Below are 24,323 nucleotides of genomic sequence, written 5' to 3'. Positions count from 1 at the left end.
GTCCGGCAGCGAACTCACGCCGCAGGGGGTTCGCAATCGCGATGCGTTGTTGTTGCAGGCCAACAGCAGCGTGACGCTACCTTATGAGGCGGTTAATCCGTTGCCATTTATGGCGCCGACGTCGCCGCATATCGTCAGTGTGGAAGAGGGGCGTCCCATTCATTTCGGCCGGCTCAGCGCCGGATTGCGGCAACTCGGGCAGCAGGCGGATTGGGTGCTGACCGAGGGGGCGGGAGGCTGGTTCACGCCGTTGTCGGAAACCTCGACCTTCGCCGACTGAGTGAGGCAGGAACAGCTGCCGGTGATCCTGGTGGTGGGGGTGAAGCTGGGATGCATCAACCACGCCATGCTGACCGCGCAGGCGGTGGCGCAGGCCGGGTTGCCCCTGGCGGGGTGGATCGCCAACGATGTCGCGCCGCCCGGACGTTATCACCGCGCCTATCTACAGACGTTGCAGCAGCGCATTCCCGCCCCTTTTCTGGGGGAAATTCCGCATTTATCCGAACCGCTTCAACAGGATATCGGATGTTACTTAAATATCGCTTTACTGAGCCGCGGATAGTGTTTCGGCGAAGCATCGCCATCTCCGGGGGATAAGTTGATATTGATAGAAAAAACCTGTTTGCAAAACACAGTTCCTTGCACTGGGCAGAGTTTTTTCTTCTCGCTAAGTCTGTGTCATTTAGCTCTTTTTTTCATAACAATACTGACTTCAATGGTGGAAATTTCGTCCTTGACCGGGTTGTCCACCGGGCGGGCGTGATCACACCGACTGACGCCAGTTCAGAGAGCGCGGGCGCTTGTGGGAGTTATCCACTATTTCTGTGGATAACTGTGTGCATTAGGGTTAGAAAAAACGCGCTAACCAAGAGCCGGCGCGGCTTGCGACTGGATTGACGTTAATCGATGCTTTTTTACAAAAACATGTAATATCAATGAATTAATTAAAATCAAGCCGCTTTTTAAACTTCGGCGGCCGGTTGCATAAATTCCCGGCACTGGTACTAACAGTTAATTTGCGATAGAGAAAATCTGGGGATAAATAACCTATTTTTTTCTGGATAAGTGTACGGCGCTGTGCTAGCTGATGCGGCCGTTTTCCTGTACTGGCAATGATAAGAACCCGTTACCTTGTTGTTTAATGAAACATGGGATGCGGCGCCAGTGTGGCGTGATACCGCGATAGAGGATTTAGCGCGCCGCTGGCGTATATCATCCGATAATGTCTTGATGCTGGAGTTATATCCAGTATCATTTCACTGGCAAAACTGCGGGGGATTTCCATAATATCCCTGAGCCGTCCGCTGGCGTTCCAGCTTTTCCTGCATCCGGGTATCCGTCATGAGTAAAGTGTTCAAACTGCATTCCGCCTTTCAACCGGCGGGCGATCAGCCTGAAGCCATTCGTCGGCTGGAAGAAGGGCTGGGCGACGGACTGGCGCATCAGACGCTGCTGGGCGTGACCGGTTCCGGCAAGACGTTCACCATCGCCAACGTGATTGCCGATCTCAACCGGCCGGCCATGATTCTGGCGCCCAACAAGACGCTGGCGGCCCAGCTGTACGGTGAAATGAAATCCTTCTTTCCGGAAAATGCGGTGGAGTATTTCGTTTCCTACTACGACTACTACCAACCGGAAGCCTACGTACCCAGTTCCGATACCTTTATCGAGAAGGACGCTTCGGTCAACGAGCATATCGAACAGATGCGGCTGTCGGCCACCAAGGCGCTGCTGGAGCGGCGCGATGTGGTGGTGGTGGCGTCGGTGTCGGCCATTTACGGCCTGGGCGATCCGGATTTGTATCTGAAGATGATGCTGCATCTGACGCAAGGCATGTTGATCGATCAGCGCGCTATCTTGCGGCGGCTGGCGGAACTGCAATACACCCGCAACGATCAGGCGTTCCAGCGCGGTACCTTCCGGGTGCGCGGCGAAGTGATCGATATCTTCCCGGCGGAATCGGACGAGATTGCGCTGCGCGTCGAACTGTTTGACGAAGAGGTGGAACGCCTGTCGCTGTTCGACCCGTTGACCGGCCAATTAATACAGACGGTGCCGCGTTATACCATCTACCCGAAAACGCATTACGTCACCCCACGCGAGCGCATCCTGCAGGCGATGGAGGATATCAAGGTGGAGCTGGCGGAGCGTCGGCAGGTGCTGCTGGCCAACAACAAGCTGCTGGAAGAGCAACGCCTGGCTCAGCGCACCACTTTCGATCTGGAGATGATGAACGAACTGGGCTACTGCTCCGGCATCGAAAACTATTCCCGTTTTCTCTCCGGCCGCCAGTCGGGCGAGCCGCCGCCGACGTTGTTCGACTATCTGCCGGCGGACGGCCTGCTGGTGATCGACGAATCCCACGTCACCATTCCACAACTGGGCGGGATGTACCGCGGCGACCGGGCGCGTAAGGAAACGCTGGTGGAGTACGGCTTTCGCCTGCCGTCGGCGCTGGATAACCGCCCGATGCGTTTTGAGGAATTTGAAGCGTTGGCGCCGCAGACCATTTACGTGTCGGCTACGCCGGGCAATTACGAGCTGGAGAAATCCGGCGGCGACGTCATCGACCAGGTGGTGCGCCCCACCGGCCTGCTGGATCCGGAGCTGGAAGTGCGTCCGGTTACGACGCAGGTGGATGATTTGTTGTCGGAAATCCGCAAACGCTCAGTCATCAACGAACGGGTGCTGGTGACGACCCTGACCAAACGCATGGCGGAGGATTTGACCGAATATCTGGAGGAGCACGGCGAGCGTGTGCGCTATCTGCATTCGGATATCGATACCGTCGAGCGCATGGAGATTATCCGCGATCTGCGTCTGGGCGAGTTCGATGTGTTGGTGGGCATCAACCTGCTGCGCGAAGGGTTGGATATGCCGGAGGTGTCGCTGGTGGCGATCCTGGATGCGGACAAAGAAGGCTTTTTGCGTTCCGAACGTTCGTTGATCCAGACCATCGGCCGCGCGGCGCGCAACCTTAACGGTAAGGCGATTTTGTACGCCGACCGGATTACGCCCTCGATGGAGCGGGCGATGAATGAAACCCAACGTCGCCGCGAGAAGCAGCAAGCCTACAACGAGAAACACGGCATCGTGCCGCAAGGGCTTAACAAGAAGGTGACGGACATTTTGCAGATCGGCCAGCCGACCGGCCAGAAAGGCAAAGGCCGCAGCAAGAAAGCCGCCGAACCCGCCGCCGGGTATGCGCAACTGTCGCCCAAGGCGCTGGAGCAGAAGATGCGTGAACTGGAAAACCAGATGCTGGCCCACGCCCAGAATCTGGAGTTTGAGGAGGCCGCCCGTCTGCGCGACGAGCTCCATGCGTTAAAAGAGCGGTTTATCGCGGCGTCCTGAGGTTAGCCGGAGCGTCCCTCGACGCCCCGACATGTCTGCGGATTGATGAACCGAAACCAGAGAGGTAATGATATGACTCCGTCGATTTCCGGTGTCGAAGTGTTGTTTGTGGCGGGCTTCGGCCCGATTGTGTCATCGCTTTCCGCCAGCCGCGCCTGCTATCTGGAATTGCTGAATCTGCCGCTGAAACCGATGCCCGGCAATGAGTCTTACCTGAATGCCGAGGGGCTGGCGGGGGTGAAACATTTCGCGCTATGGCCGCTGGAGCAGGCCAGCCAGTCTTGCTTCGGCAGTGATAGCTGGCCGGCGGACTACCCGGTGCCGCAAGGTTGGCTGGAGCTGGAAGTGGTTGATCTTGACGCCGCCACGCAAACGCTGAAGCAACGGGGTTATCCGCTGCTGGTGGATAACCGGCTAGAGCCCTGGGGGCAAACCGTCACCCGTTTTCTCAGCCCGGAAGGTTTGCTGCTGGGGGTGACTCATACGCCTTGGCTGAGGGCGTGAACTTTCCCCAGCGACTGCACCGCCTGTTCCAGCGCCGCTCGCAGCAAAGTACGGTCGTGATGATGGGGAATGTCGTCGGCCGCCAGCGGGTGCCGCACGATAACGCGATCTTCAACGCGGCGGGTATTGACCTGCGGCGCCACCACCACCGCGTCGATAATCCGACGGCCGACGCGGCTTTCCATCATGTCCAGTTTTTGCGCCAGCGTCAGGTGAGTGGCGGCGTGGCTGATTTCGGTACCCAGATTGCCGATATAGACCATCGGCGCCTGCGCGCAGCGCAGCGCCTGGGTGAGATCATCAAGCAGTAGCAGCGGCATCAGGCTGGTCAGGAAACTGCCGGGGCCGATCAGAATCAGGTCGGCTTCAGCGATGGCGTGCAACGCTTCGCAGGTGGTGCGTACAACCGGGTCGAGCTTCAGTGCCTGCGGCAGTGCCGTCAGTTTATCGACTTCCACCTCGCCATACACGGTATTGCCGTGCTGATCGATGGCCGTCAGGTCGACCGATTGTTCCGACATCGGGATAAGAAATGAATCCACGTTGAGCAAATTGCGGATCAGGTTGATGGCTTCCAACGGGCGGACGCTCAGGTTATCCATGGCCTTTAGCATCAAATTGCCCAGATTGTGCCCGGCCAGCTCGCCAGTGCCGCCAAAGCGGTACTCAAACATCGCGGAGGCGACGCTGGGGGTCGTGATGAGTTGATTGAGACAGTTACGGGTGTCGCCCCAGGCGATGCCGCCTTCCGCACGCCGGATGCGGCCGGTGGAGCCGCCGTTGTCGGTGGTGGTGACGATGCCGGTCAGCCGGCTGCCGAGAAAAGCCAGCGACGACATCACGCGCCCCAGGCCGTGGCCGCCCCCTAACGCGACTACGCGATCAAGATCCGACAGTGTGCGATTGCGCATAAACATCCTTACTGTTGCCCGAAAAAAGAGCCTGAAAGAAATAACCTGAAAAAAGTAGCGGATATATAGCACAACCAGCCGCGCTGTGGCATCAGCACAAACGCAAATTTGCAGCTTGCTATGCCGGGAAGATCCGGCGTCCGTTGGGCGCCTCCCTTGTTTTTGGGCGGGCTCATGCATAAGACGTCGCGCCATACCCCTTTATTTCTGCCGGAAATGTGCGTTATTGCATGATATAGCGCAACGTTAGCGTGACGCTTTGCGGTATGCTGAGCAGCGAAAATAGTGAATAAAATCCGGTATATACAAATTTATATAACGGTTTTAAGCTGACGAAGCGCCGCTTTTGGCGATAAACTTTATGCAGCAATCACGGTTGTGCTGTCGGTATATAGACAGGCAATCAAACTCCTAGCCCTGGCGCCTAAGTTTCGTTGTCGCGAAATATGGCTCTTTGGCCGTGGCCCAGTGAGGCCACCAGGATGCGAAGCAGAAATGCTCGCATCTCCCGTATTTGGAAAGGTGTTTATGGTGAGTCAACTGACCGATGCGTTTGCGCGCAAGTTTTTCTATTTGCGCCTGTCGATAACAGACGTCTGCAATTTTCGTTGTACCTACTGTCTGCCGAATGGCTATCAGCCTAATGGCAGTGCGTCTTCCCGTTTTTTGTCGCTGGACGAGATCCGCCGAGTCAGCCGCGCTTTCGCCGAACTGGGCACCGAAAAAGTGCGCCTGACCGGCGGCGAGCCGTCGCTGCGGCGAGACTTCGTGGAGATCATCGCCGCGATTCGCGAAAACCCGGCTATCCATACGCTGGCGGTCACGACCAATGGCTATCGTCTGGCGCGCGATGTGGCGCGCTGGCGCGAAGCGGGTTTGACCTCTCTGAATGTCAGCGTGGACAGTTTGGACGCTCGCCAATTCCACGCCATTACCGGTCAGGACAAATTTCGTCAGGTGATGGACGGCATCGACGCCGCTTTCGACTGCGGTTTCTCGCGGGTCAAAGTCAATACCGTATTAATGCGTGACATTAACGACAGCAGCCTGCACACCTTTCTGGCATGGATCCGCCAGCGCCCGATTCAACTGCGTTTTATTGAACTGATGGAGACCGGCGACGGAGGCGCGCTGTTTCGCCGCCACCACGTTTCCGGCGAGGTCATCCGCGAACGTCTGCTGCAGCAGGGTTGGCAGCAGCAACCGCGTTCACGCAGCGACGGCCCGGCGCAGGTGTTTTCCCATCCGGACTCTCTGGGGGAGGTGGGGCTGATCATGCCATACGAGAAAGATTTCTGTCAGAGCTGCAACCGGCTGCGGGTTTCCGCTGTGGGCCAGCTCCATCTTTGCCTGTTCGGCGAGAAGGGGATCCCGCTGCGCGATTTGCTGCAGGAAGACGGCCAGGTTGAGGCGCTGAAAATGCGTATCGCCGGGGGCCTGACCCGCAAGCGCGAAACGCACTTCCTGCATCAGGGCGATAGCGGCATCACCCAGAATCTGTCTTTTATTGGCGGCTGACGTCGTCAGTCACGCATACGTTTAAGGAGTTAACGATGAGCAAGGTTAGCAGCGAATTTGTGCCGTTACGGGCGGCGGTGATGACGGTGTCTGCACGCCGTACTGCGGCGGACGATACCTCCGGCGATTATCTGCGCCAGGCGTTGCAGGATGCCGGGCATCAGGTGGCGGCCAGCGCCATCGTCAGCGAAAACCTGTATCAGATTCGTGCGCAGGTTTCCGCCTGGATCGCCAGTGATGATATTCATGTGGTGCTGATTAACGGCGGCACCGGTTTTACCGCGGGCGATCAGGTGCCGGAAGCGATCCGGGTGCTGTTCGATCGTGAAATCGAGGGGTTCGGCGAGTTATTTCGCATGGTGTCTTATGAAGAAATCGGGACTGCTACCATCCAGTCGCGCGCGATTGCCGGGTTAGCCAATCAGACGGCGATTTTCGCCGTGCCGGGGTCGACCAAAGCGTGCCATACCGCCTGGGAACGCATTATCTGCGAGCAGTTGGATGCGCGCCAGAAACCCTGCAATCTCTATCCCCATTTGAAAAAGTAACCGAGCATGAGCCAACTGACGCATATCAATGCCGCCGGCGAGGCGGAAATGGTGGATGTTTCCGGCAAGAACGACAGCGTGCGCGAAGCCCGCGCCGAAGCCTTTGTCACGATGGCGCCGCAAACGCTGGCGATGATCGTTGAAGGCCGCCATCACAAGGGCGATGTTTTCGCCACCGCACGTATCGCCGGCATTCAGGCCGCTAAACGAACCTGGGAGCTGATCCCGCTGTGCCATCCGCTGTTGTTGAGTAAGGTCGCCGTGGAGTTGGAGGCCCAGCCGGAGCATAACCGGGTACGTATTGAGGCGTTGTGTCGCCTTACCGGCAAGACCGGCGTGGAAATGGAGGCGCTGACGGCGGCTTCCGTCGCGGCGCTGACGATTTACGATATGTGCAAGGCGGTGCAGAAAGATATGGTGATCGGCCCGGTACGTTTGCTGGCGAAGAGCGGCGGCAAATCCGGCGATTTTGTTGCGGAGGCATCATGATCAATGTGCTGTTTTTCGCCCAGGTGCGGGAGTTGACGGGAACCGACCGGCTGTCGCTGCCGCCGGAGTACGCCGATGTGGCGGCGCTGCGGCAGGCGTTGTGCGCCCGCGGTGGGCGCTGGGCGCTGGCGCTGGAGGATGGGCGTTTGCTGGCGGCGGTAAACCAGTCGCTGGTGACGATGACGCATCCGCTGGCGGATGGCGACGAAGTGGCATTCTTTCCGCCAGTGACCGGGGGCTGATGGGATGGAAACACGTATTCGGGTAGGCGAGGCCGGGTTCAGCGTCGGTGATGAATACCAATGGCTGTCGGCTTGTGAGTCTGACGGCGCGGTTGTCACCTTTACCGGCAAGGTGCGTAATCACAATCTGGGGGACAGCGTGCAGGCGCTGACGCTGGAGCACTATCCCGGCATGACGGAAAAGGCGCTGGAGGAGATCGTCGCCGAGGCGCGGCAACGCTGGCCCTTACAGCGCGTCAGCCTGATTCACCGGATCGGCGCATTGTACCCTGGCGATGAAATCGTCTTTGTCGGCGTGAGCGGAGCACACCGGCATGCGGCGTTCGCGGCGGCGGAATTCATCATGGATTATCTCAAGACCCGCGCGCCGTTCTGGAAGCAGGAGGCGACGACGACGGGCGATCGTTGGGTGGATGCCCGCGACAGCGATCGACAGGCTGCCGAACGCTGGTAATTCCCTTCGGCGGCAAATTGATTGCCGCCGCTACTTAATTGCTCTCTCATGCATGAGCAGAGCGATTCCAACGTGTTGTAAATTCAGTATTTCATCAAGAAATCGTTAAGAAATCGTCAGCAAACCCATTAATAAGAATCATTTTTATTTCCATTTTCCGTTCGGGATAATGGTCGCCGTTGATTTGAGTCCGACCAATTCACTTTTAATGTCAGATAGTTATAAAAGGATAATGGTATGAAACGGCATATAGCTTCTCTGTTTTCCGTCACGCTGCTGGCGTCTTCTTTGATGCTGGGGTTTTCTTGTAACGCGCAGGCGGAAGCCGACGGCATCGTGGTGTATAACGCGCAGCATGAAAATCTGGTCAAATCCTGGGCCGATGCTTTCACCCAGGAAACCGGCATTAAGGTAACGCTGCGCAACGGCGGCGATAGCGAACTGGGGAACCAACTGGTGCAGGAAGGGAGCGCGACGCCGGCGGATGTGTTCCTGACCGAAAACTCGCCGGCCATGGTGCTGGTGGATAACGCCCATCTGTTTGCGCCGGTGGATGCCGAAACACTCCAGCAGGTTGAACCGCAGTACCGCCCGTCCCACGGCCGTTGGATCGGTATCGCCGCCCGTTCTACCGTGTTTGTTTACAACCCGGAGAAAATCAGCGAGGCGCAGTTGCCGAAATCGCTGATGGATCTTGCTAAACCTGAATGGAAAGGCCGCTGGGCGGCGTCTCCGTCCGGCGCCGATTTTCAGGCTATCGTCAGCGCCATGCTGGCGTTGAAAGGCGAGCAGGAAACGTTGGCGTGGCTGAAGGCGATGAAAACCAACTTCACCGCCTATAAGGGCAACAGTACGGTGATGAAAGCCGTTAATGCCGGCCAGATCGACAGCGGCGTGATCTACCACTACTACCCGTTCGTCGACGGCGCTAAAACCGGCGAGAACAGCCAAAATGTCCGTTTGCACTATTTCAAAAACCAGGATCCGGGCGCATTCGTCAGTATTTCCGGCGGCGGCGTACTGGCGGCCAGCAAGCACCCGCAGCAAGCTCAAACCTTTATCAAGTGGATCACCGGCAAGCAGGGCCAGGCGCTGTTGCGTACCAATACCGCGTTTGAGTATGCGGTGGGCGTGAACGCCGAATCGAACCCAAAACTGGTGCCGCTGAAATCCCTGAATGCGCCGAAGGTAGACGCCGCGCAGTTAAACGGTAAAAAAGTGGTGGAATTGATGACCGAGGCGGGCCTGCTGTAATGACCACATGTCCGACGGGAGGCGCCGCGCGGTATGTTTGACGCGGAGTTGCAGGAAGTGAGACGGGCGGCGCCGACGGCGCGCCGTCAGTCGCGGCAACGGCCGGAGCGCTGGATCGTAGCGGCTGCATTGGTGCTGTCTCTGCTGGCGCTGTTGCCGTTGGGGTTTGTGGTGGGCGTGACGTTTGAGACCGGCTGGGATAGCGTGCGCGCGCTGGTGTTTCGCCCTCGTGTCGGCGAGCTGGTGGTGAACACCGTGTTGCTGGTGGTGTGCACGTTACCGCTGTGCGCGCTGTTGGGCGTGGCGCTGGCGTGGCTGACCGAACGTACCGCGTTGCCGGGGCGTCGGCTTTGGTCGCTGTTGCTGACGGCGCCGCTGGCGGTGCCCGCGTTTGTACAAAGCTATGCCTGGATCAGCCTGCTGCCGGGAATGAACGGGCTCGCCGCCGGGGTGTTTTTGTCGGTGCTGGCCTATTTCCCGTTTATCTATCTGCCCGTCGCTGCGGTGTTACGCCGCCTCGACCCCAGCCTGGAGGATGTCGCCACCTCGCTGGGATCCCGGCCGTGGGCGGTTTTCCGGCGGGTGGTGTTGCCGCAGCTGCGGCTGGCGGTATGGGGCGGGTCGCTATTGATCGCCTTGCACCTGCTGGCGGAGTACGGCCTGTACGCCATGATTCGCTTCGATACCTTCACCACCGCGATTTTCGAACAATATCAATCCACCTTTAACGGCCCGGCGGCCAATATGCTGGCCGGCGTGTTGGTGCTGTGCTGTCTTGGTTTGCTGGCGCTGGAAACGGGCACCCGCGGCTGCGCCCGTTACGCCCGCGTCGGTTCAGGCAGCGCCCGCAGTCAAACGCTATGGCGGTTGGGGCCGACAACGCTGACATTGGGGCTGCTTTTGCCGCTGATGCTGGTATTGCTGGCGCTGGGCGTGCCTCTGATGACGTTGGGGCGCTGGCTGGCGCGCGGCGGTGCCGCAGTATGGCGTAATCCCGATCTGTTGCCCGCCTTGACGCAGACGCTATGGCTGGCGGTGGTCGGCGCCCTGCTGGTGACGCTGTGCGCCTTGCCGATGGCCTGGTTGTCGGTACGGCATCCTTCCGGCGTCTATCGGGTACTGGAAAGCTGTAACTATGTCACCAGTTCGCTGCCCGGTATCGTGGTGGCGCTGGCGTTGGTGACGATGACCATCCATTCCTTGCGTCCTATCTATCAGACGGAAATAACGTTGCTGCTGGCCTATGTGCTGATGTTCATGCCGCGTGCGCTGATTTCTCTGCGCGCGGGGATCTCCCAGGCGCCGGTGGAACTGGAGAACGTAGCCCGTAGCCTGGGGTGTTCACCGTTGCGGGCGTTGTGGCGCACTACGCTGCGCTTGGCCGCACCCGGCGCGGCCTCGGGCGCGGCGCTGGTATTTCTGGCGGTGACTAATGAGCTGACGGCGACGTTGCTGTTGGCGCCCAACGGCACCCGGACGCTGGCGACCGGCTTCTGGGCGCTGACCAGCGAGATCGATTACATGGCGGCGGCGCCTTACGCCCTGATTATGGTGGTGCTGTCATTGCCATTGACCTGGCTGTTTTATTCGCAATCCAAACGCACGGCAGGACTATGAATACTCTGGAACTTTTCGGTATCGGTAAATCGTTTGGCGCCACCCGCGTGCTGGATGCCATCGACCTGTACGTCGCGCCTGGGAGCCGGACGGTGGTCGTAGGGCCTTCCGGTTCCGGCAAAACCACGCTGCTGCGGATTATCGCCGGGTTCGACGCGCCGGATGACGGCCGGCTTCGGTTGCAGGGCCGCCTGCTGGCGGACGACGCCGTCTGGGTGCCGGCGCATGAGCGCGGCATCGGTTTTGTGCCGCAGGATGGCGCGCTGTTTCCGCATTTTACCGTGGCGCAGAATATCAGCTTTGGGCTTGGCGGCAGCCGCCGGGAGAAACAGCGTCGGGTCGATGAGCTGATGGAGCGGGTTTCTCTTGATCGTCAACTGGCATCTCTGTGGCCGCACCAACTCTCCGGTGGCCAGCAGCAGCGGGTGGCGCTGGCGCGGGCACTCTCACAACGGCCGGCGTTGATGCTGTTGGACGAGCCGTTTTCCGCGCTGGACACCGGGTTGCGCGCCGCCATGCGTCAATCGGTCGCGGCGCTGCTGGCGGAGTCGGACATCGCGTCCATTCTGGTGACGCACGATCAGGCGGAGGCATTGTCGTTTGCCGATCAAGTCGCGGTGATGCGACAGGGGCGTCTGGTTCAGGTCGGTTCGCCGCAGTCGCTCTATCAACAGCCGGCCGATGAAGAAACGGCGGCGTTTCTCGGCGATACATTGGTGGTGTCCGCCGAATTACAGAACGGCCTGGCGGCCTGTGTGCTGGGCGATGTCCGCGTGAGCGACCGCTTACGCCGTGGCCCGGCACGCATCATGCTGCGGCCGGAACAGATAGACATTATGCCCGCGCCGCCGTTTACGCAGCCTCAGGCGGTGGTGACTGCCGTGGATTTCGCCGGTTTTGTGTCCACGTTGCGTGTGAGGGTGGCGCACGGCCAGCAGGAAATCGACATTAAAACCCTCAGTCGCGAGGGCATCGGCGTGGGGACGCCGGTATGTCTGAATGTGGTGGGGCTGGCGCATATTCTTGATTGAGTGTCCGGGCGACAGGCGCGTGGTCTGTGCGACGGTCAGCGTGTCGAATGCGCGTTTTGTGTTAAGCTGAACAACAGGCGGGCTGCGGCCCTTCTTCATATACACACCCCAACATACTCAACACAAAGGTAGCATCATGGATCGATTTTCACGTTCCAGCGGTTCCATCGTTCAGCAGGCCGGTACCCGCGTGCAGGCATTTATGGCGCAAGTCTACGGCTGGATGGCCTGCGGTCTGCTTCTGACGGCGTTTGTCGCCTGGTATGCCCCCCAGAACAGCGCGATTATGCAACTGGTGTTCGGCAGCAAGTTCACCTTTTTCGGTCTGGTGATTGTGCAACTCGGTCTGGTGTTTGTGCTGTCCGGCATGGTGCACCGGCTGAGCGGCGGCGTCGCCACCACGTTGTTCATGCTCTATTCGGCGCTGACCGGGCTGACGATTTCCAGCATTTTCCTGGTTTATACCGGTGATTCTATCGCCAGCACCTTCGTGATTACCGCCGGTACGTTCGGCGCGATGAGTGTGTATGGGTATACCACTAAACGCGATCTCACCGGGTTGGGCAGCATGCTGTTCATGGCATTGATCGGTATCCTGCTGGCAACGCTGGTGAATTTCTGGCTGAAGAGTTCCGGTCTGGCGCTGGCCATCAACTATATCGGCGTGTTGGTGTTTGTCGGGCTGACCGCCTATGACACCCAAAAGCTGAAATATCTGGGTGAGTCCTTGTCTCCTGACGATCGCGAAAACTTCCGCCGCTACTCGATTGTCGGCGCGCTGGATTTGTATCTGGACTTTATCAACCTGTTCCTGATGCTGTTGCGTCTGTTCGGCAACCGCCGCTAAGGTTCCATTTCCCTTACTGCACAAAAGCCCGTTGCGACGGGCTTTTGTTGATCTGATGGCTTTCCGTTTCCGGCGTTCCTTTCCCATTTCCTCTGTGGCGTGACTGGCCTTTTCCGGCTAAAGCTGCATGGTCGTCAGCAGCGTGGTGATGATCAGGATACTGATCATAATGGATAGGGAATTGGCGAAGCTGGCCACCACCGCCAGATTACCGTTGAAGCGCGCAGTAAACAGCGGTGATAACGATGACAGCGGCGCAAATACCACGACGGCCAGCACCTGACGAATCTCCAGCGGCAGCGGGGTGAAAAAATAGAACAGCGAGGCGAAGGCCGCCGCCGAGGTATAACGCAGCAGCAGAACGGTCAGCACATGCTTTAGCTGCGAACGGTCGATGTTGACTTCCAGCAGCATGCCGATAATCAGCATCGCCACGAACGGGTTGGCGTTGCCGAGGGTGGAGACCAGCAGCGTAATCTGCGAGGGGAGATGCCATCCCATCAGCGCGGCGATCATCAGTAACACATAAACATCAAACGGCACCGATGAAAACAGCCGTTTAACGATGTTGAGCCAGCCTGAGCTTTTCCCCGTCGCGGCAGATGCCACGGCGAAACTGCCGCCAGTGCAGACCACCGAGTTGCCGGCGTCGAACAGACAGGTGGCGACAATACCGACCGGGCCGAGAAAACTCTGCACATACGGCAAGGTAAAACAGCCGATGTTGTAGCCGGGCGAGTTGATCATATAAAACGCTTTCAGCCCTTCCGGACTGCGGCGCCCGATAAGATACCCCACGCCCAGCAGCACCAGATTACACCCTAGCCCCAACGCCACCAGGATCAGCAGCGAGTGGTCGACTTTAAAACTGGCGAATCCGGTAATCACGGCGGCGGGCAGGGTGAAGTTCATCATCAGCTTGGAGAGTGCGGTGGCGCTTTCCTGCTGCAGAATGCCCCGTTGTTTGAGCTGATAGCCAATGATAATGACCAGAATGAATGAAAACGCTTTTATAAGAACATCGACCATCATAACTCCCTGAAAAAACACCACACTGTGTTTGCCCGCGCTGTTTCGGCTCAACGACAGCGATGCGGTTAACAGTAACATTCTCTGCCGCCAACGTAATGACAGATATCATGATAACCGCCCCTCCGGCGCAATCAACGCACGCCATGGCAGGAGGGAACCGTATGGGCCAGACATGGCGCGCGCCAGTGATTCACCCCGTTCGCGGCAGCACGGCATGTGGAATACAGGGAACGGTGCGGCGTGCGAGGCAAACAGCGGCGCGTTTCGGGCGGTTCCGGCGTGGCCGGTACTATTGCGGAGGCATGTGCGGCGGTTCCGGGATATCAATTTGGGTCAATTGGGGCGTATGGGCGGGCAGCCAGCCGGCCAGCGCCGGGAAGCGGCGCAGAAAATGAAATACCGCCACGTTCACCAGCAGTCGCCAGCCGTTTTTGCGCGGCACATGCTGCTCTTCGACCCGCCGACTCTCTTCCTGTATCAATTGCCGCAGGTTGTCGCGTAACTGTTGGTTGAAATCGCGATCATGGATAACCAGATTCGCTTCCAGATTCAGCGCCAGGCTGAGCGGATCCAGATTACTGGAGCCGACGGTGGCCCAGTAGTCGTCCTGCAGCGCTACCTTGCCGTGTAACGGTCGTTGCCGGTATTCGTAAACTTCAACGCCGGCGTCCACCAGATAGCGGTACAACAACCGGGCGCCGAAAAGAACGATGGGGATATCCGGTTGCCCCTGAATGATCAGCCGTACCTGCACGTTGCGCCGCACTGCGTTACGCATGGCGCGCAATAGCCGGTAGCCGGGGAAAAAATAGGCGTTGGCGATAATGACCTCGTGCTTTGCCCGGCGCAGCATCTGCAGGTAGTGCTTTTCGATGTCGTGGCGGTGGGTGCGATTATCGCGCCAGATGAACAGCGCCTGCGCATTGCCGGGGTGCGGCAGCGCCGGGCGATGAAAACGGGGGTGCCACCAGCGACGGGGCTCCTCGTCGCTGGCCAGCGCGGCCAGTACGTAACGATAGATGTCGTCCACCACCGGGCCGCGTACTTTAACGGCATAATCCTGCTTGGCTGTGTTGCCGTAGCTGAGCAGGTGATCGGCAGAATAGTTGATGCCGCCGATCCAGGCGGTATCGCCGTCGACGACCAGAATTTTGCGGTGCAGGCGGCGGAATAGATTAGTGCGCATGCCCAGCAGCCGCGGCCGCGGATCGTAGAAATGAAAACGCACGCCGGCTTTGATCAGCGGGCGCAGAAACTCCGTCGTCAGATCGTGGGAGCCGTAACCATCGGCGGTGACATCAATACTGACGCCGCGTTGCGCGGCGGCCAGCAGGGCGGCGTGCAGCCCCCATCCCACCTCATCCTCGAACAGAATGAATGTTTCCAGCACCACCCGGCTATGCGCCTGTCGAATCGCCTCGAAGGCGCTGGGGTAAAAATTGTCGCCGTTGACCAGCAGCGCGATTTGATTACCGTCACGCCATTCGGTTTTCACACATGGATCTCCACCGCCAGCGGCGCATGGTCGGAAAGGTGCGACCAGGGTTTGGGGCCTAACAGGGTTGGGGCGCTGGTGCGTACATTGCGTACATAAATCCGATCCAGCCGCAACAGCGGGAACCGGGCGGGAAAGGTGCGCGCCGGCTTGCCGTAGTGCTGGCTGAATACCTCTTCCAGTCTGGCGTAGCGGTTCAGGTCGGGGGTGGCTTGTTGCAGCCAGTCATTGAAGTCGCCTGCCACCACCAGCGGGACGTCCGGCGGGATGGTGTCCAGCAGGGTGTGCAGCAGTTCCATCTGTTGACGCTGGCGGTGCGGGGACATGCCCAGATGGACGCAAACCACATGGAGGTGCAAATCGCGGTTCGGCACTTTCAGGACGCAATAGAGCAGGCCGCGTCGCTCATGCTCGGACAGCGAGATATCCAGATTACGGTAGCTGAAAATGGGAAATCGCGACAATACCGCGTTGCCGTGGTCGCCTTCCGGGTATACCGCATTGCGGCCATAGGCGTAATCATTCCACATGGTTTCCGCCAGAAATTCGTAGTGCGGCGTATCGGGCCAACTCTCCACATGTAGCGGATGGGTTTCGTGCCGCCCCTGAACTTCCTGCAAAAATACGACGTCGGCGGAGACTGAGCGCACCGCTTCCCGCAACTCCGGCAGGATAAAACGGCGGTTAAACGGGCTGAAGCCTTTATGCGTATTGATGGTCAGTACCGTGAAGGAGAAATCCGGTGCCTGTTCAGACATAGCGTCGTTCCTCGCTGTCAGTGTTATCGGGCTGGCTACCTGAATGTCAGGTGGCCGCCTGGTTTTGTTGTTGAGCGATATTACAAGCGAACAGCCGTGCTATCCCGAAGGGGGTGACATGTCTTCCGGCGCGTCGAACTGACCTGGGCTAATCCCATAAACCGCAAGACACGGCTTAAGTATAGCCTTGTCTGGGTAAAGATAAGCCTGACGAGCGGTGTTCATGCCGGGGGGAATCATCACGGAGGGCGGCATTGCACTGTGCGGTCATGCTGGCCGGTTAAGCCCCAGCGCAAGCGGGGCGGCAGGGATGGGCCCTTCCGGATGCCTGCGTTTCCCCGCCGACCCGGCTTAACGGCGCGGCATTGCGGCCAGGCGGCGGTTATCAGCCGATTTTACGGCGAAACATGGCATAGGCGGCGCTGCCGGTAGTGGCGGTAATCACCAGCAGTGGCCACAGCCCTTGCCAGACCACGGCCAGGCCGGCGTCCTTCAGGTAAATCTGCTTGGTGATGGCGGTGAAATGGCGTACCGGATTGACCCACGTCAGGTCTTGCAACCATTCCGGCATGTTTTCCACCGGCGAGACATAACCGGAGAGCAAGATAGCCGGCATCACGAACACAAACACGCCGATAAAGGCCTGTTGCTGAGTGGCGCAAAGCGCGGAAATCAACAGCCCGAACCCGACCAGCGAGAAGCCGTAGATCAGCATGCTGAAATAGAACAGCAGCAGCGAGCCGGAAAACGGGATGCGGTAGACGAAGATGCCGGCGGCCAGCACGATGGAGGCTTGTACCGTGGCGACAATCTGTGCGGGCACCGCCTTGCCGATAAAAATCTGCCAGGTGGCGAGCGGCGAAACCAACAGTTGCTCCAGCGTGCCCTGTTCCCGCTCTCTGGCCACCGACAGCGAGGTCACGATCAAGACGCCGATGGTGGTGATCAACGCCACCAGCGACGGCACCACAAACCACTTGTAGTCGAGATTCGGGTTGTACCAGTGCCGTATCAACAGCTCGCTGGGGTTACTGGCCGTGCCCGTCAGTTCCTGCTGATAGGTTTGTACGATCTGTTGTACATAGTTGGCGGCGATCTGGGCGCTGTTGGAGTGCCGTCCGTCGAGAATCAGTTGCAATGATGTGGCGTCGCCGCGCGCCAGGTTGCGTGAAAACTCCGGCGGAAAACGGATCAGCAACAGGGCGCGCTGGTTGTCCAGCGTCGGGGCGATTTCCTGCGGGCTGTGCAGCCGTCGTACCTCGGAAAACGCACTGGCGCTGGCGAAGCGCTGGGTCAGTTCCACCGACGCCGGGCCGTTGTCTTCGCTGTAAACGGCGATGCGGGCGTGGGTGACTTCCAGCGTAGCGGCGAAGGGAAACAGCGTGACCTGAATCAGCACCGGTAGTACCAGAATGGCGCGTGTTTGCGGCTCCCGCAGCAGCGATTGCAGTTCCTTGCGGATGAGCGTCCAGAGTCGATACCACATGATCACTCCCTTTAATCCAGGCGCCGCCGTGTTTTCCAGGCCGTCAGGCCGATGAAAAACACCGCGGAGACGATCAAAAACAGCAGGTTGATCAACAGCACACTGCCGATGTTGCCCGCCAGAAACAGCGTTTGCAGCGTGCTGACGAAATAACGGGCCGGGATCAGGTAGGAAACCGCCTGCACCAGTGCCGGCATGCTGTTGATTTCAAAAATGAAGCCAGAGAGCATCACCGCAGGTAAAAACGCGGCATTCAGCGCCACCATCGCGGCATTGAACTGGTTGCGGGTCAGGGTGGAGATCAATAACCCCATGCCGAGCGTACAGGCCAGAAACAGGCTGCTAAAACCGAACAGCAACCACAGCGAGCCGCGATAGGGGACATGCAACACGAATACCGCCACCGCGACGCACAACACCATGGCGATCATTCCCAGCACATAGTAAGGGATCAGCTTGGTCAGCAGCAGTTCGGTGCGCGTCACCTGGGTGGACAGCAGGGCTTCCATGGTGCCGCGCTCCCATTCTCGGGCGATCACCAGCGAGGTCAGGATGGCGCCGATCACCGTCATGATGATGGTGATGGCGCCGGGAATGATGAAATGCTGGCTGATGGCGGCGGCGTTGAACCAGTAACGCGACTGCACGTCAATCAATTGGCTGAAATTCTCCCCGCGTTCCCGGGCCCGTTCCTGTTGCCAGACCAGCCATACCCCTTGCGCGTAGCCTTTGACGAAATTCGCGGTGTTGGGCTCGCTACCGTCGGTGATCACCTGGATCGGCGCGTTGTCCTCCGGGCGCGCCATGCGTGCGGCGAAGTCCGGCGGGATCACGATCAGGCCGCGGATCCGCCCTTCCTGCATCATGGCGATCAGCGCCGGGCGATTATCACTGATGACCGGTTGGAGGAACGGCGAGCCGGAAAACGCCCGCGCCAGGCTGTTGGCGTCGTCGCTGCGTTGTTCCAGCAGTACGCCGACATGCAGACGGCTAGAGTCGAGATTGATGCCGTAACCGAAGATGAACAGCAGCAACAGCGGGATCACGAATGCGATCAGCGCGCTGCTGGGGTCGCGCAGAATCTGGCGCGTCTCTTTCAGGCACAGCGCGCGCAACCGACGCCAGGAAAAACGGGTGCTATCCGGTGACATCCTGCTGCTCCTTATCATAAGCCTGCACCAGCGAGATGAAGGCTTGCTCCATGGTGGGATCCGGATGGTCTGCATCGGCCGCTTGTTGTTTCAGGTCATCCGGCGTGCCGCTGGCGATAAGCCGGCCGCGGTACACCAGCCCGATCCGATCGCAGTATTCCGCTTCGTCCATGAAATGGGTAGTCACCATGACGGTGACGCCTTTGTCCACCATGCCATTGATGTGCTGCCAGAATTCCCGGCGGGTTAAGGGATCGACGCCGGAGGTCGGCTCATCCAGAAACAGGATATCCGGCTCGTGCATCAGGGCGCAGGCCAACGCCAGACGCTGCTTGAAGCCCAGCGGCAGCGAATCCGGCGTTTGGCGATAGATGGGGGTGAAGTTGAACGCCTGCGTCATGCCCGCCATCTTTTGCCGCTGACGCTGCCCGGCGAGCCCATACACCCCGGAAAAGAAGCGCAGATTCTGTTCCACCGTCAGGTTGCCGTACAGTGAAAACTTCTGCGCCATATAGCCGAGATGCTGCCGCGCTTTGCCGGAGCTGGTTTTCAGATCCATGCCCAACACCAGCGCCTGCCCGGAAGTTGGCACCAACAAACCGCACATCATGCGGAAGGTGGTGGATTTCCCGGCGCCGTTCGGCCCCAGCAGGCCGAAAATTTCCCCGCGTCGTACCTGAAAATTCACCTGGTCGGTGGCGGCGAAATCGCCGAATTTTTTGGTCAGATCACGGGCTTCGATCACCGTCTCGCCGCGGTGGGTATCGATTTGCGGCATGATTTTCGCCAGCGACGAGGCCTGCGTCGGCCCGCCGCCCAGCAGATCGATAAAGGCGTCTTCGAAACGCGGTTCCGTCTCCCGCACCTGGGCCGGCGACAGGCCCAGCGCTTGCAGCAGGGCGGCGCGATCGGCCTCCGGTCGTAGAATCAGCCGGACATAACGCCCCTGAATCACGCCATCGCTGACCTGTGGTTGCCGCAAAGCCTGCTGCAACAGCCGGCGATGACTGCCGTCGGCGTGGTCGATCAGCAGGCAGCGGCCGGCCATGCGGCGGGTCAGGTCGGCGGGCGCGCCGCGGTACAGCAGGGTACCTTCGTTGAGCAGCAGGACATCGCGGCATTGCTCCGCTTCGTCCAAATAGGAGGTGCTCCACAGGATCAACATGCCGTCGTTCGCCAGTTCGTGCACCATGCGCCACAGCTCACGGCGGGAGATGGGGTCGACGCCGACGCCCGGTTCATCCAGCAGCAACACATCGGGTTGCCCCAGCAGGGTACAGGCCAGCCCCAGTTTCTGCTTCATGCCGCCGGAAAGCTTGCCGGCCAACCGGCCGGTGAAACGGGTGAGGTCGGTAAAGGTCAGTAGCCGCTCGAACGTGGCCTGCCGCAATGCGCCGGTGATGCCGCGTAAATCGGCATACAGCGTCAGGTTTTCCATCACCGTTAAATCTTCGTACAGCCCAAATTTCTGCGGCATGTAGCCCAAGCGGGCATGCAGTTGGCGATCGTCGGCGATAGGATCGAGCCCCAGCACCCGAAGACTGCCGGCGCCGGGCGTCAATAATCCGGCGAGCATGCGCATCAACGTGGTCTTGCCGGCGCCGTCCGGGCCGACCAGACCCGTTACCGCGCCGCCGTGGATCTCGGCGGTCAGCCGGGCTACGGCGGGTCTCTCCATGCCGGTGAACCGTTTTTCCAGCGCCTCCAGTTGAATCAGCGCGCGGTCATTGCCCATGCGACGCGGTGTCCTGTACCAGACGTAGCGTGACCGGCATACCTTGCCGCAGACCGTCGTCGGCATCGCCGACGATAATTCGCAGCCGATAGACCAGATCGGTACGCAGATCGTCGGTTTCCACATTTTTGGGCGTGAATTCGGCGCTGGGTGAGACAAAACCGATTTTGCCGTGGTAGGGATGCGCGGGGCGTCCGTCGGTAAAGATCAGTACCTCGCTGCCGGGGGCGGTGCGACCCAGATTTTTTTCACTGACGTAGGCGCGGATCCAGACCGGATGGGTGAGTGAGAGGGTAAAAACGGTGCCGCCGGCGCTCAGCATGCTGCCGGCCTCGGCGGCGCGGGTCAGAATGACGCCGGCCGAAGGGGCATGTAGCGCCGTATCCTGGAGATTCAGTTCGGCCTGCGCTTCGGCGGCCTGCGTCTGCGCCAGCGACGCTTCGGCGGCGGCGATTTCCTGCGGCCGGTTGCCGCGCTGGTACTGGCTGAATTTTTCTTTGGCGGCGTTCAGCGTGGCCAGCGCCTGATCCCGCGTGGCTTTGGCGTCTTCCAGCGTGTTGGCGGCGACGGTGCGCTGTTGCCACAGCCCCAATTGGCGCTGGTAGAAGCGGTTGGCATAGTCGTAGGCGGCTTGTGCCTGCGCCATCTGCGAGCGCACCTGTTCGATTTCCTCGCTGCGATAGCCTTCCCGCAGCAACGCCAGTTGAGACTGGGCGCTGGCGACGTTGGCCTGCGCCTGCCGCAGCGCGTTTCGGTACGGCGCGTCATCCAGTTGGGCTAACGCCTGCCCCGGTTGGATGGCGTCCCCCTCGTCTACATTGAGTGTCGCCAGACGCCCGCCGACGCGAAACCCCAAATGGACGCTGCGGATATCTACGTTGCCGTATAGCGTCAGCGGCGTATCCTGCTGTCGTCGGTATTCCGTTACGCCATAACCGACAGCGGCGACGGCCAACAATGCAAGCGCCGTCAATAGCCCGGTTTTTTTGTTCATAGCTCTCCCGAATGCGTGTCGCGATAACGTTCCTGTTTTTGGGTTCCTGTTTTTGAAAAGGATAACTCGTTATGCACAATCCGCCGCATCATTCGTGCTGTCCGTGGCCCTGACGGCGGTGATGTATACCCGTCATATATCAAGTTGCAGGTGTGTTGGCTGCGTGACTCGGCCCATCAATGAGCCTCGCCCTAAAGGGCCGGCGCTTGGCGTTGTTCAACACGCCTGCCGGTTGTCCTGCAACTCGAATTATTTGGGGTATAACGGCTGTTTTCTCCATCAAACAACAACATACTGATATGTATAGTAATGCTGGCCATTCTGCCGCATAAAGCGGCAAAGAAAATGTGATGTATAGATAAAAATTCCTCAAACAAGGGGTTTTCTGTTACTATCGCGGGCAGTTGATACTGTGCAGTTGGTGCCCATTCATCTGGGTTGAGGCGTTGTCTGGCAAACCGTCGGCAACGGTGTCGAACCCATCTGTTTTCGCCCTGAAAACCGCATACGCGGATAAGCTGTTCAGGGCTGATCTGGAGTAGTTCTCTATTATGTCTTTTGAATCTCTCGGCCTGAGTGCCGATATTTTGCGCGCGGTGGAAGAGCAGGGGTACCGTGAGCCGACGCCGGTTCAGCGCCAGGCGATTCCTGTGGTGCTGGAAGGGCGCGACCTGATGGCCAGCGCCCAAACGGGTACCGGCAAGACCGCCGGTTTTACGCTGCCGTTGCTGCAACTGCTGAATGATAATCCGCCGCAGGCGAAAGGCCGCCGCCCGGTACGGGCGCTGATCCTGACGCCGACGCGCGAACTGGCGGCGCAGATTGGCGATAACGTCACGGCGTACAGCAAATACCTGCGTTTGCGCTCATTGGTGGTGTTCGGCGGCGTGAGTATCAATCCACAGATGATGAAACTGCGGGGCGGCGTCGACATCCTGATCGCGACGCCGGGCCGCCTGCTGGATCTGGAACACCAGAACGCGGTGGATTTGTCGAAGGTGGATATTCTGGTGCTGGATGAAGCCGATCGCATGCTGGATATGGGCTTTATCCACGATATTCGCCGGGTGCTGGCGAAATTGCCGGCCAAGCGGCAGAACCTGCTGTTTTCCGCCACCTTCTCCGACGAGATCAAAGCGCTGGCTGGAAAATTGCTGACCAACCCGGCCTCGGTGGAAGTGGTGCGCCGCAATACGCCGTCGGAGCTGGTGACGCAGCACGTACACCTGGTGGACAAGAAGCGCAAGCGCGAGTTGCTTTCACACCTGATCGGTCAGAATAACTGGCGGCAGGTGCTGGTCTTTACCCGTACCAAACATGGCGCCAACCATCTGGCGGAACAGTTGAATAAAGACGGCATTACCGCCGCTGCCATTCACGGCAACAAAAGCCAGGGGGCGCGTACCCGTGCGCTGGCCAATTTCAAAGATGGCGAAATCCGCGTGCTGGTTGCGACGGATATCGCCGCACGCGGGCTGGATATCGACCAGTTGCCGCATGTGGTGAACTATGAGCTGCCGAACGTGCCGGAGGATTACGTCCACCGCATCGGCCGAACCGGGCGCGCCGCCTCTACCGGTGAGGCGCTGTCGCTGGTCTGCGTGGATGAGCATAAATTGCTGCGGGATATCGAACGGCTGTTGAAGCGGGATATTCCGCGCGTGGCTATCCCCGGTTATGAGCCGGATCCCAGCATCAAGGCTGAGCCGATCCAGAACGGTCGCCAAGGCGGGCGCGGCGGAGCACCGCGTCAGGGCGGGCGTTCGCAGGATGAGGGGGCGCAGAATCGGCCGCAAGGCGATCGCGCTCGTCATCCGCGACGTGAAGGTTCGGTACGTCCGGCGGGCCAGCGTCCGGATGGGCAAACGGCCCGTCGTCGCCCGCCGCGTAAGCCAACCAGCGGCCAGTAACCTGCCATCGCCGTTCCGGCCACTACGCATCAGCGTGGGACATGGCCGGAGCGGTCGAATCGCCGAAGCGGCGTGGTCTTAGTGCTGTTCGACCACTTTAGCGGCCGGCCGCGGTCGGTAAAACATCACCGCATTACCCACCAGAATCAACACCAGTCCCGCCACGGCATTGGGATGCCATTCATACCCCTCGTACAACGTGGATACCGACAGCGCCACCAGCGGAAACAGCAGGGTTGAATAGGCCGCCTGACTGGCGCCGATGCGGCCGACCAGGATGAAATAGGCGCCGAAGCCAATCACCGAGCCGAACACCGCCAGATAGAACAGCGAGCCGAGATAGCGCAACGAGGTTTCCGGTTGAAAGTGGTAGCCCAGCGACCAGGCAAGCGCGCCCATCGCCAACGTGCTGTACAACATTCCCCAGCCGTTGGTGGTCATGACGTCGCGGCCGAGTTGTTGATGGCGGGCGCTGATCATATTGCCCAGTGAGAAACAATAAGTACCGAGCAGGCTCAGGCCCACCCCCCAGAGTAGCTGTGGGCTGCCGCTGATGTGCTGCAGATCGCGCCAGAACAGCAGCAGAATGCCGCACAGCCCTAACGGCGCGGCGATCATCACATTGCGCGTCAGCCGCTGGCCGAAAAACAGCCGCGCATTGAAGGCATTGAACAGCACCGCCATGGAAAAAATGACCGATTCCAGTCCGCTGGGGATCCAGGCGACGGCATGATAGAAACAGAAAAAATTCATACCGAAAACGGTTACGCCCTGCAGCATGCACAGCAGATGGCCGGAGAGCGATAGCGGTTTTAACCGGCGGGTGAGGAGCAGGAACGCCATCGACAGCGCGCTGGCGCAGGCGAAACGCCAGAAAATGGAGACTTCCGCCGGCACGGAACCCTGTTGCAGACTGATGGCGATCCAGGTGGTGCCCCAAATCAGCACCACCGAGCAGTAAAGCAGACTATTCATTCATCGATTCCTTCATGA

Annotated in this window: 21 protein-coding genes, 1 pseudogene and 1 riboswitch; of the genes and pseudogenes, 13 read left to right on the top strand and 9 right to left on the bottom strand. The window is 59.4% G+C overall.

Annotated elements, in window-relative coordinates:
- The 3 genes and pseudogenes from bioD to DPA2511_RS12540 form a co-directional block, all read left to right on the top strand.
- Nucleotides 1-562: pseudogene (gene bioD, locus DPA2511_RS21710) on the top strand (dethiobiotin synthase); the annotation flags it as partial.
- A 779-nt stretch (nucleotides 563-1,341) separates the two neighbouring features.
- On the top strand, nucleotides 1,342-3,354 hold the full coding sequence (uvrB, locus tag DPA2511_RS12545) for an excinuclease ABC subunit UvrB (protein ID WP_015854127.1): 2,013 nt from the start codon (nucleotides 1,342-1,344) through the stop codon (nucleotides 3,352-3,354).
- A gap of 72 nt (nucleotides 3,355-3,426) precedes the next feature.
- Nucleotides 3,427-3,858, top strand: a complete 432-nt coding sequence (locus DPA2511_RS12540) for a VOC family protein (RefSeq protein WP_015854126.1) — start codon at nucleotides 3,427-3,429, stop codon at nucleotides 3,856-3,858.
- Here the strand turns inward: DPA2511_RS12540 and yvcK are convergent.
- Complete coding sequence (gene yvcK, locus DPA2511_RS12535) at nucleotides 3,834-4,769, bottom strand: uridine diphosphate-N-acetylglucosamine-binding protein YvcK (RefSeq protein WP_015854125.1); 936 nt, start codon at nucleotides 4,767-4,769, stop codon at nucleotides 3,834-3,836. The two genes, DPA2511_RS12540 and yvcK, sit on opposite strands and share 25 nt — an antisense overlap.
- A 396-nt stretch (nucleotides 4,770-5,165) precedes the next feature.
- Nucleotides 5,166-5,310, top strand: a riboswitch (molybdenum cofactor riboswitch).
- Between yvcK and moaA the strand changes: the two genes are divergently transcribed.
- From moaA to DPA2511_RS12490, 9 genes are all read left to right on the top strand, one after another.
- Nucleotides 5,298-6,287 carry a GTP 3',8-cyclase MoaA gene (moaA, locus tag DPA2511_RS12530; RefSeq protein WP_026595187.1) on the top strand — a complete coding sequence of 330 codons (990 nt, stop codon included), beginning with the start codon at nucleotides 5,298-5,300 and terminating at the stop codon, nucleotides 6,285-6,287. Its footprint overlaps the riboswitch before it by 13 nt.
- 35 nt (nucleotides 6,288-6,322) lie before the next feature.
- Nucleotides 6,323-6,835 carry a molybdenum cofactor biosynthesis protein B gene (moaB, locus tag DPA2511_RS12525; RefSeq protein WP_015854123.1) on the top strand — a complete coding sequence of 171 codons (513 nt, stop codon included), beginning with the start codon at nucleotides 6,323-6,325 and terminating at the stop codon, nucleotides 6,833-6,835.
- 6 nt (nucleotides 6,836-6,841) lie between these two features.
- The gene (moaC, locus tag DPA2511_RS12520) at nucleotides 6,842-7,324 is read left to right on the top strand and encodes a cyclic pyranopterin monophosphate synthase MoaC (protein WP_015854122.1); all 483 of its coding nucleotides are present in this window, start codon (nucleotides 6,842-6,844) and stop codon (nucleotides 7,322-7,324) included.
- Nucleotides 7,321-7,566 (top strand): molybdopterin synthase sulfur carrier subunit, encoded by a 246-nt coding sequence (gene moaD, locus DPA2511_RS12515; protein ID WP_015854121.1) that lies wholly within the window; start codon nucleotides 7,321-7,323, stop codon nucleotides 7,564-7,566. Before moaC ends, moaD begins: the two co-directional genes overlap by 4 nt.
- Before the next feature lie 4 nt (nucleotides 7,567-7,570).
- Nucleotides 7,571-8,020, top strand: coding sequence for a molybdopterin synthase catalytic subunit MoaE (gene moaE / locus DPA2511_RS12510; protein ID WP_015854120.1), 450 nt, complete (start codon nucleotides 7,571-7,573; stop codon nucleotides 8,018-8,020).
- Nucleotides 8,021-8,257: 237 nt separating this feature from the next.
- Nucleotides 8,258-9,274, top strand: a complete 1,017-nt coding sequence (locus DPA2511_RS12505; RefSeq protein WP_015854119.1) for an iron ABC transporter substrate-binding protein — start codon at nucleotides 8,258-8,260, stop codon at nucleotides 9,272-9,274.
- Nucleotides 9,275-9,307: 33 nt separating this feature from the next.
- Complete coding sequence (locus DPA2511_RS12500) at nucleotides 9,308-10,891, top strand: ABC transporter permease (protein ID WP_015854118.1); 1,584 nt, start codon at nucleotides 9,308-9,310, stop codon at nucleotides 10,889-10,891.
- Nucleotides 10,888-11,922 carry an ABC transporter ATP-binding protein gene (locus tag DPA2511_RS12495; RefSeq protein ID WP_015854117.1) on the top strand — a complete coding sequence of 345 codons (1,035 nt, stop codon included), beginning with the start codon at nucleotides 10,888-10,890 and terminating at the stop codon, nucleotides 11,920-11,922. The genes DPA2511_RS12500 and DPA2511_RS12495 overlap by 4 nt, the downstream gene beginning before the upstream one ends.
- A gap of 136 nt (nucleotides 11,923-12,058) precedes the next feature.
- Nucleotides 12,059-12,769 (top strand): Bax inhibitor-1/YccA family protein, encoded by a 711-nt coding sequence (locus DPA2511_RS12490; protein WP_015854116.1) that lies wholly within the window; start codon nucleotides 12,059-12,061, stop codon nucleotides 12,767-12,769.
- A 117-nt stretch (nucleotides 12,770-12,886) separates the two neighbouring features.
- Here DPA2511_RS12490 and DPA2511_RS12485 read toward each other — a convergent pair whose 3' ends face one another.
- The 7 genes from DPA2511_RS12485 to hlyD form a co-directional block, all read right to left on the bottom strand.
- Nucleotides 12,887-13,879, bottom strand: a complete 993-nt coding sequence (locus DPA2511_RS12485; protein ID WP_226376597.1) for an AEC family transporter — start codon at nucleotides 13,877-13,879, stop codon at nucleotides 12,887-12,889.
- Nucleotides 13,880-14,090: 211 nt separating this feature from the next.
- The gene (gene clsB, locus DPA2511_RS12480; RefSeq protein ID WP_015854114.1) at nucleotides 14,091-15,296 is read right to left on the bottom strand and encodes a cardiolipin synthase ClsB; all 1,206 of its coding nucleotides are present in this window, start codon (nucleotides 15,294-15,296) and stop codon (nucleotides 14,091-14,093) included.
- Nucleotides 15,293-16,054: an endonuclease/exonuclease/phosphatase family protein gene (locus DPA2511_RS12475; RefSeq protein WP_015854113.1), complete on the bottom strand. Its 762-nt coding sequence runs from the start codon at nucleotides 16,052-16,054 to the stop codon at nucleotides 15,293-15,295. Before DPA2511_RS12475 ends, clsB begins: the two co-directional genes overlap by 4 nt.
- A 385-nt stretch (nucleotides 16,055-16,439) precedes the next feature.
- A complete protein-coding gene (locus DPA2511_RS12470) occupies nucleotides 16,440-17,540 on the bottom strand; it encodes an ABC transporter permease (RefSeq protein ID WP_015854112.1) in 1,101 nt (366 codons plus the stop codon).
- Nucleotides 17,541-17,551: 11 nt separating this feature from the next.
- Complete coding sequence (locus tag DPA2511_RS12465; protein ID WP_015854111.1) at nucleotides 17,552-18,691, bottom strand: ABC transporter permease; 1,140 nt, start codon at nucleotides 18,689-18,691, stop codon at nucleotides 17,552-17,554.
- Nucleotides 18,678-20,426, bottom strand: coding sequence for an ATP-binding cassette domain-containing protein (locus DPA2511_RS12460; RefSeq protein WP_015854110.1), 1,749 nt, complete (start codon nucleotides 20,424-20,426; stop codon nucleotides 18,678-18,680). The genes DPA2511_RS12465 and DPA2511_RS12460 overlap by 14 nt, the downstream gene beginning before the upstream one ends.
- Nucleotides 20,416-21,420, bottom strand: coding sequence for a secretion protein HlyD (gene hlyD / locus DPA2511_RS12455; RefSeq protein WP_015854109.1), 1,005 nt, complete (start codon nucleotides 21,418-21,420; stop codon nucleotides 20,416-20,418). Before hlyD ends, DPA2511_RS12460 begins: the two co-directional genes overlap by 11 nt.
- 551 nt (nucleotides 21,421-21,971) lie before the next feature.
- Between hlyD and rhlE the strand changes: the two genes are divergently transcribed.
- Nucleotides 21,972-23,330 (top strand): ATP-dependent RNA helicase RhlE, encoded by a 1,359-nt coding sequence (rhlE, locus tag DPA2511_RS12450; protein WP_015854108.1) that lies wholly within the window; start codon nucleotides 21,972-21,974, stop codon nucleotides 23,328-23,330.
- Nucleotides 23,331-23,408: 78 nt separating this feature from the next.
- Here the strand turns inward: rhlE and DPA2511_RS12445 are convergent, their stop codons facing one another.
- Complete coding sequence (locus DPA2511_RS12445) at nucleotides 23,409-24,305, bottom strand: DMT family transporter (RefSeq protein ID WP_015854107.1); 897 nt, start codon at nucleotides 24,303-24,305, stop codon at nucleotides 23,409-23,411.
- Between the last annotated feature and the right edge of the window lie 18 nt (nucleotides 24,306-24,323).

It is taken from the genome of Musicola paradisiaca NCPPB 2511 (genome assembly GCF_000400505.1).
Classification (GTDB): Bacteria; Pseudomonadota; Gammaproteobacteria; order Enterobacterales; family Enterobacteriaceae; genus Musicola; species Musicola paradisiaca.
Note: the sequence above shows the minus strand (reverse complement) of the source record. Positions and strands in the feature narration are given on the sequence as shown.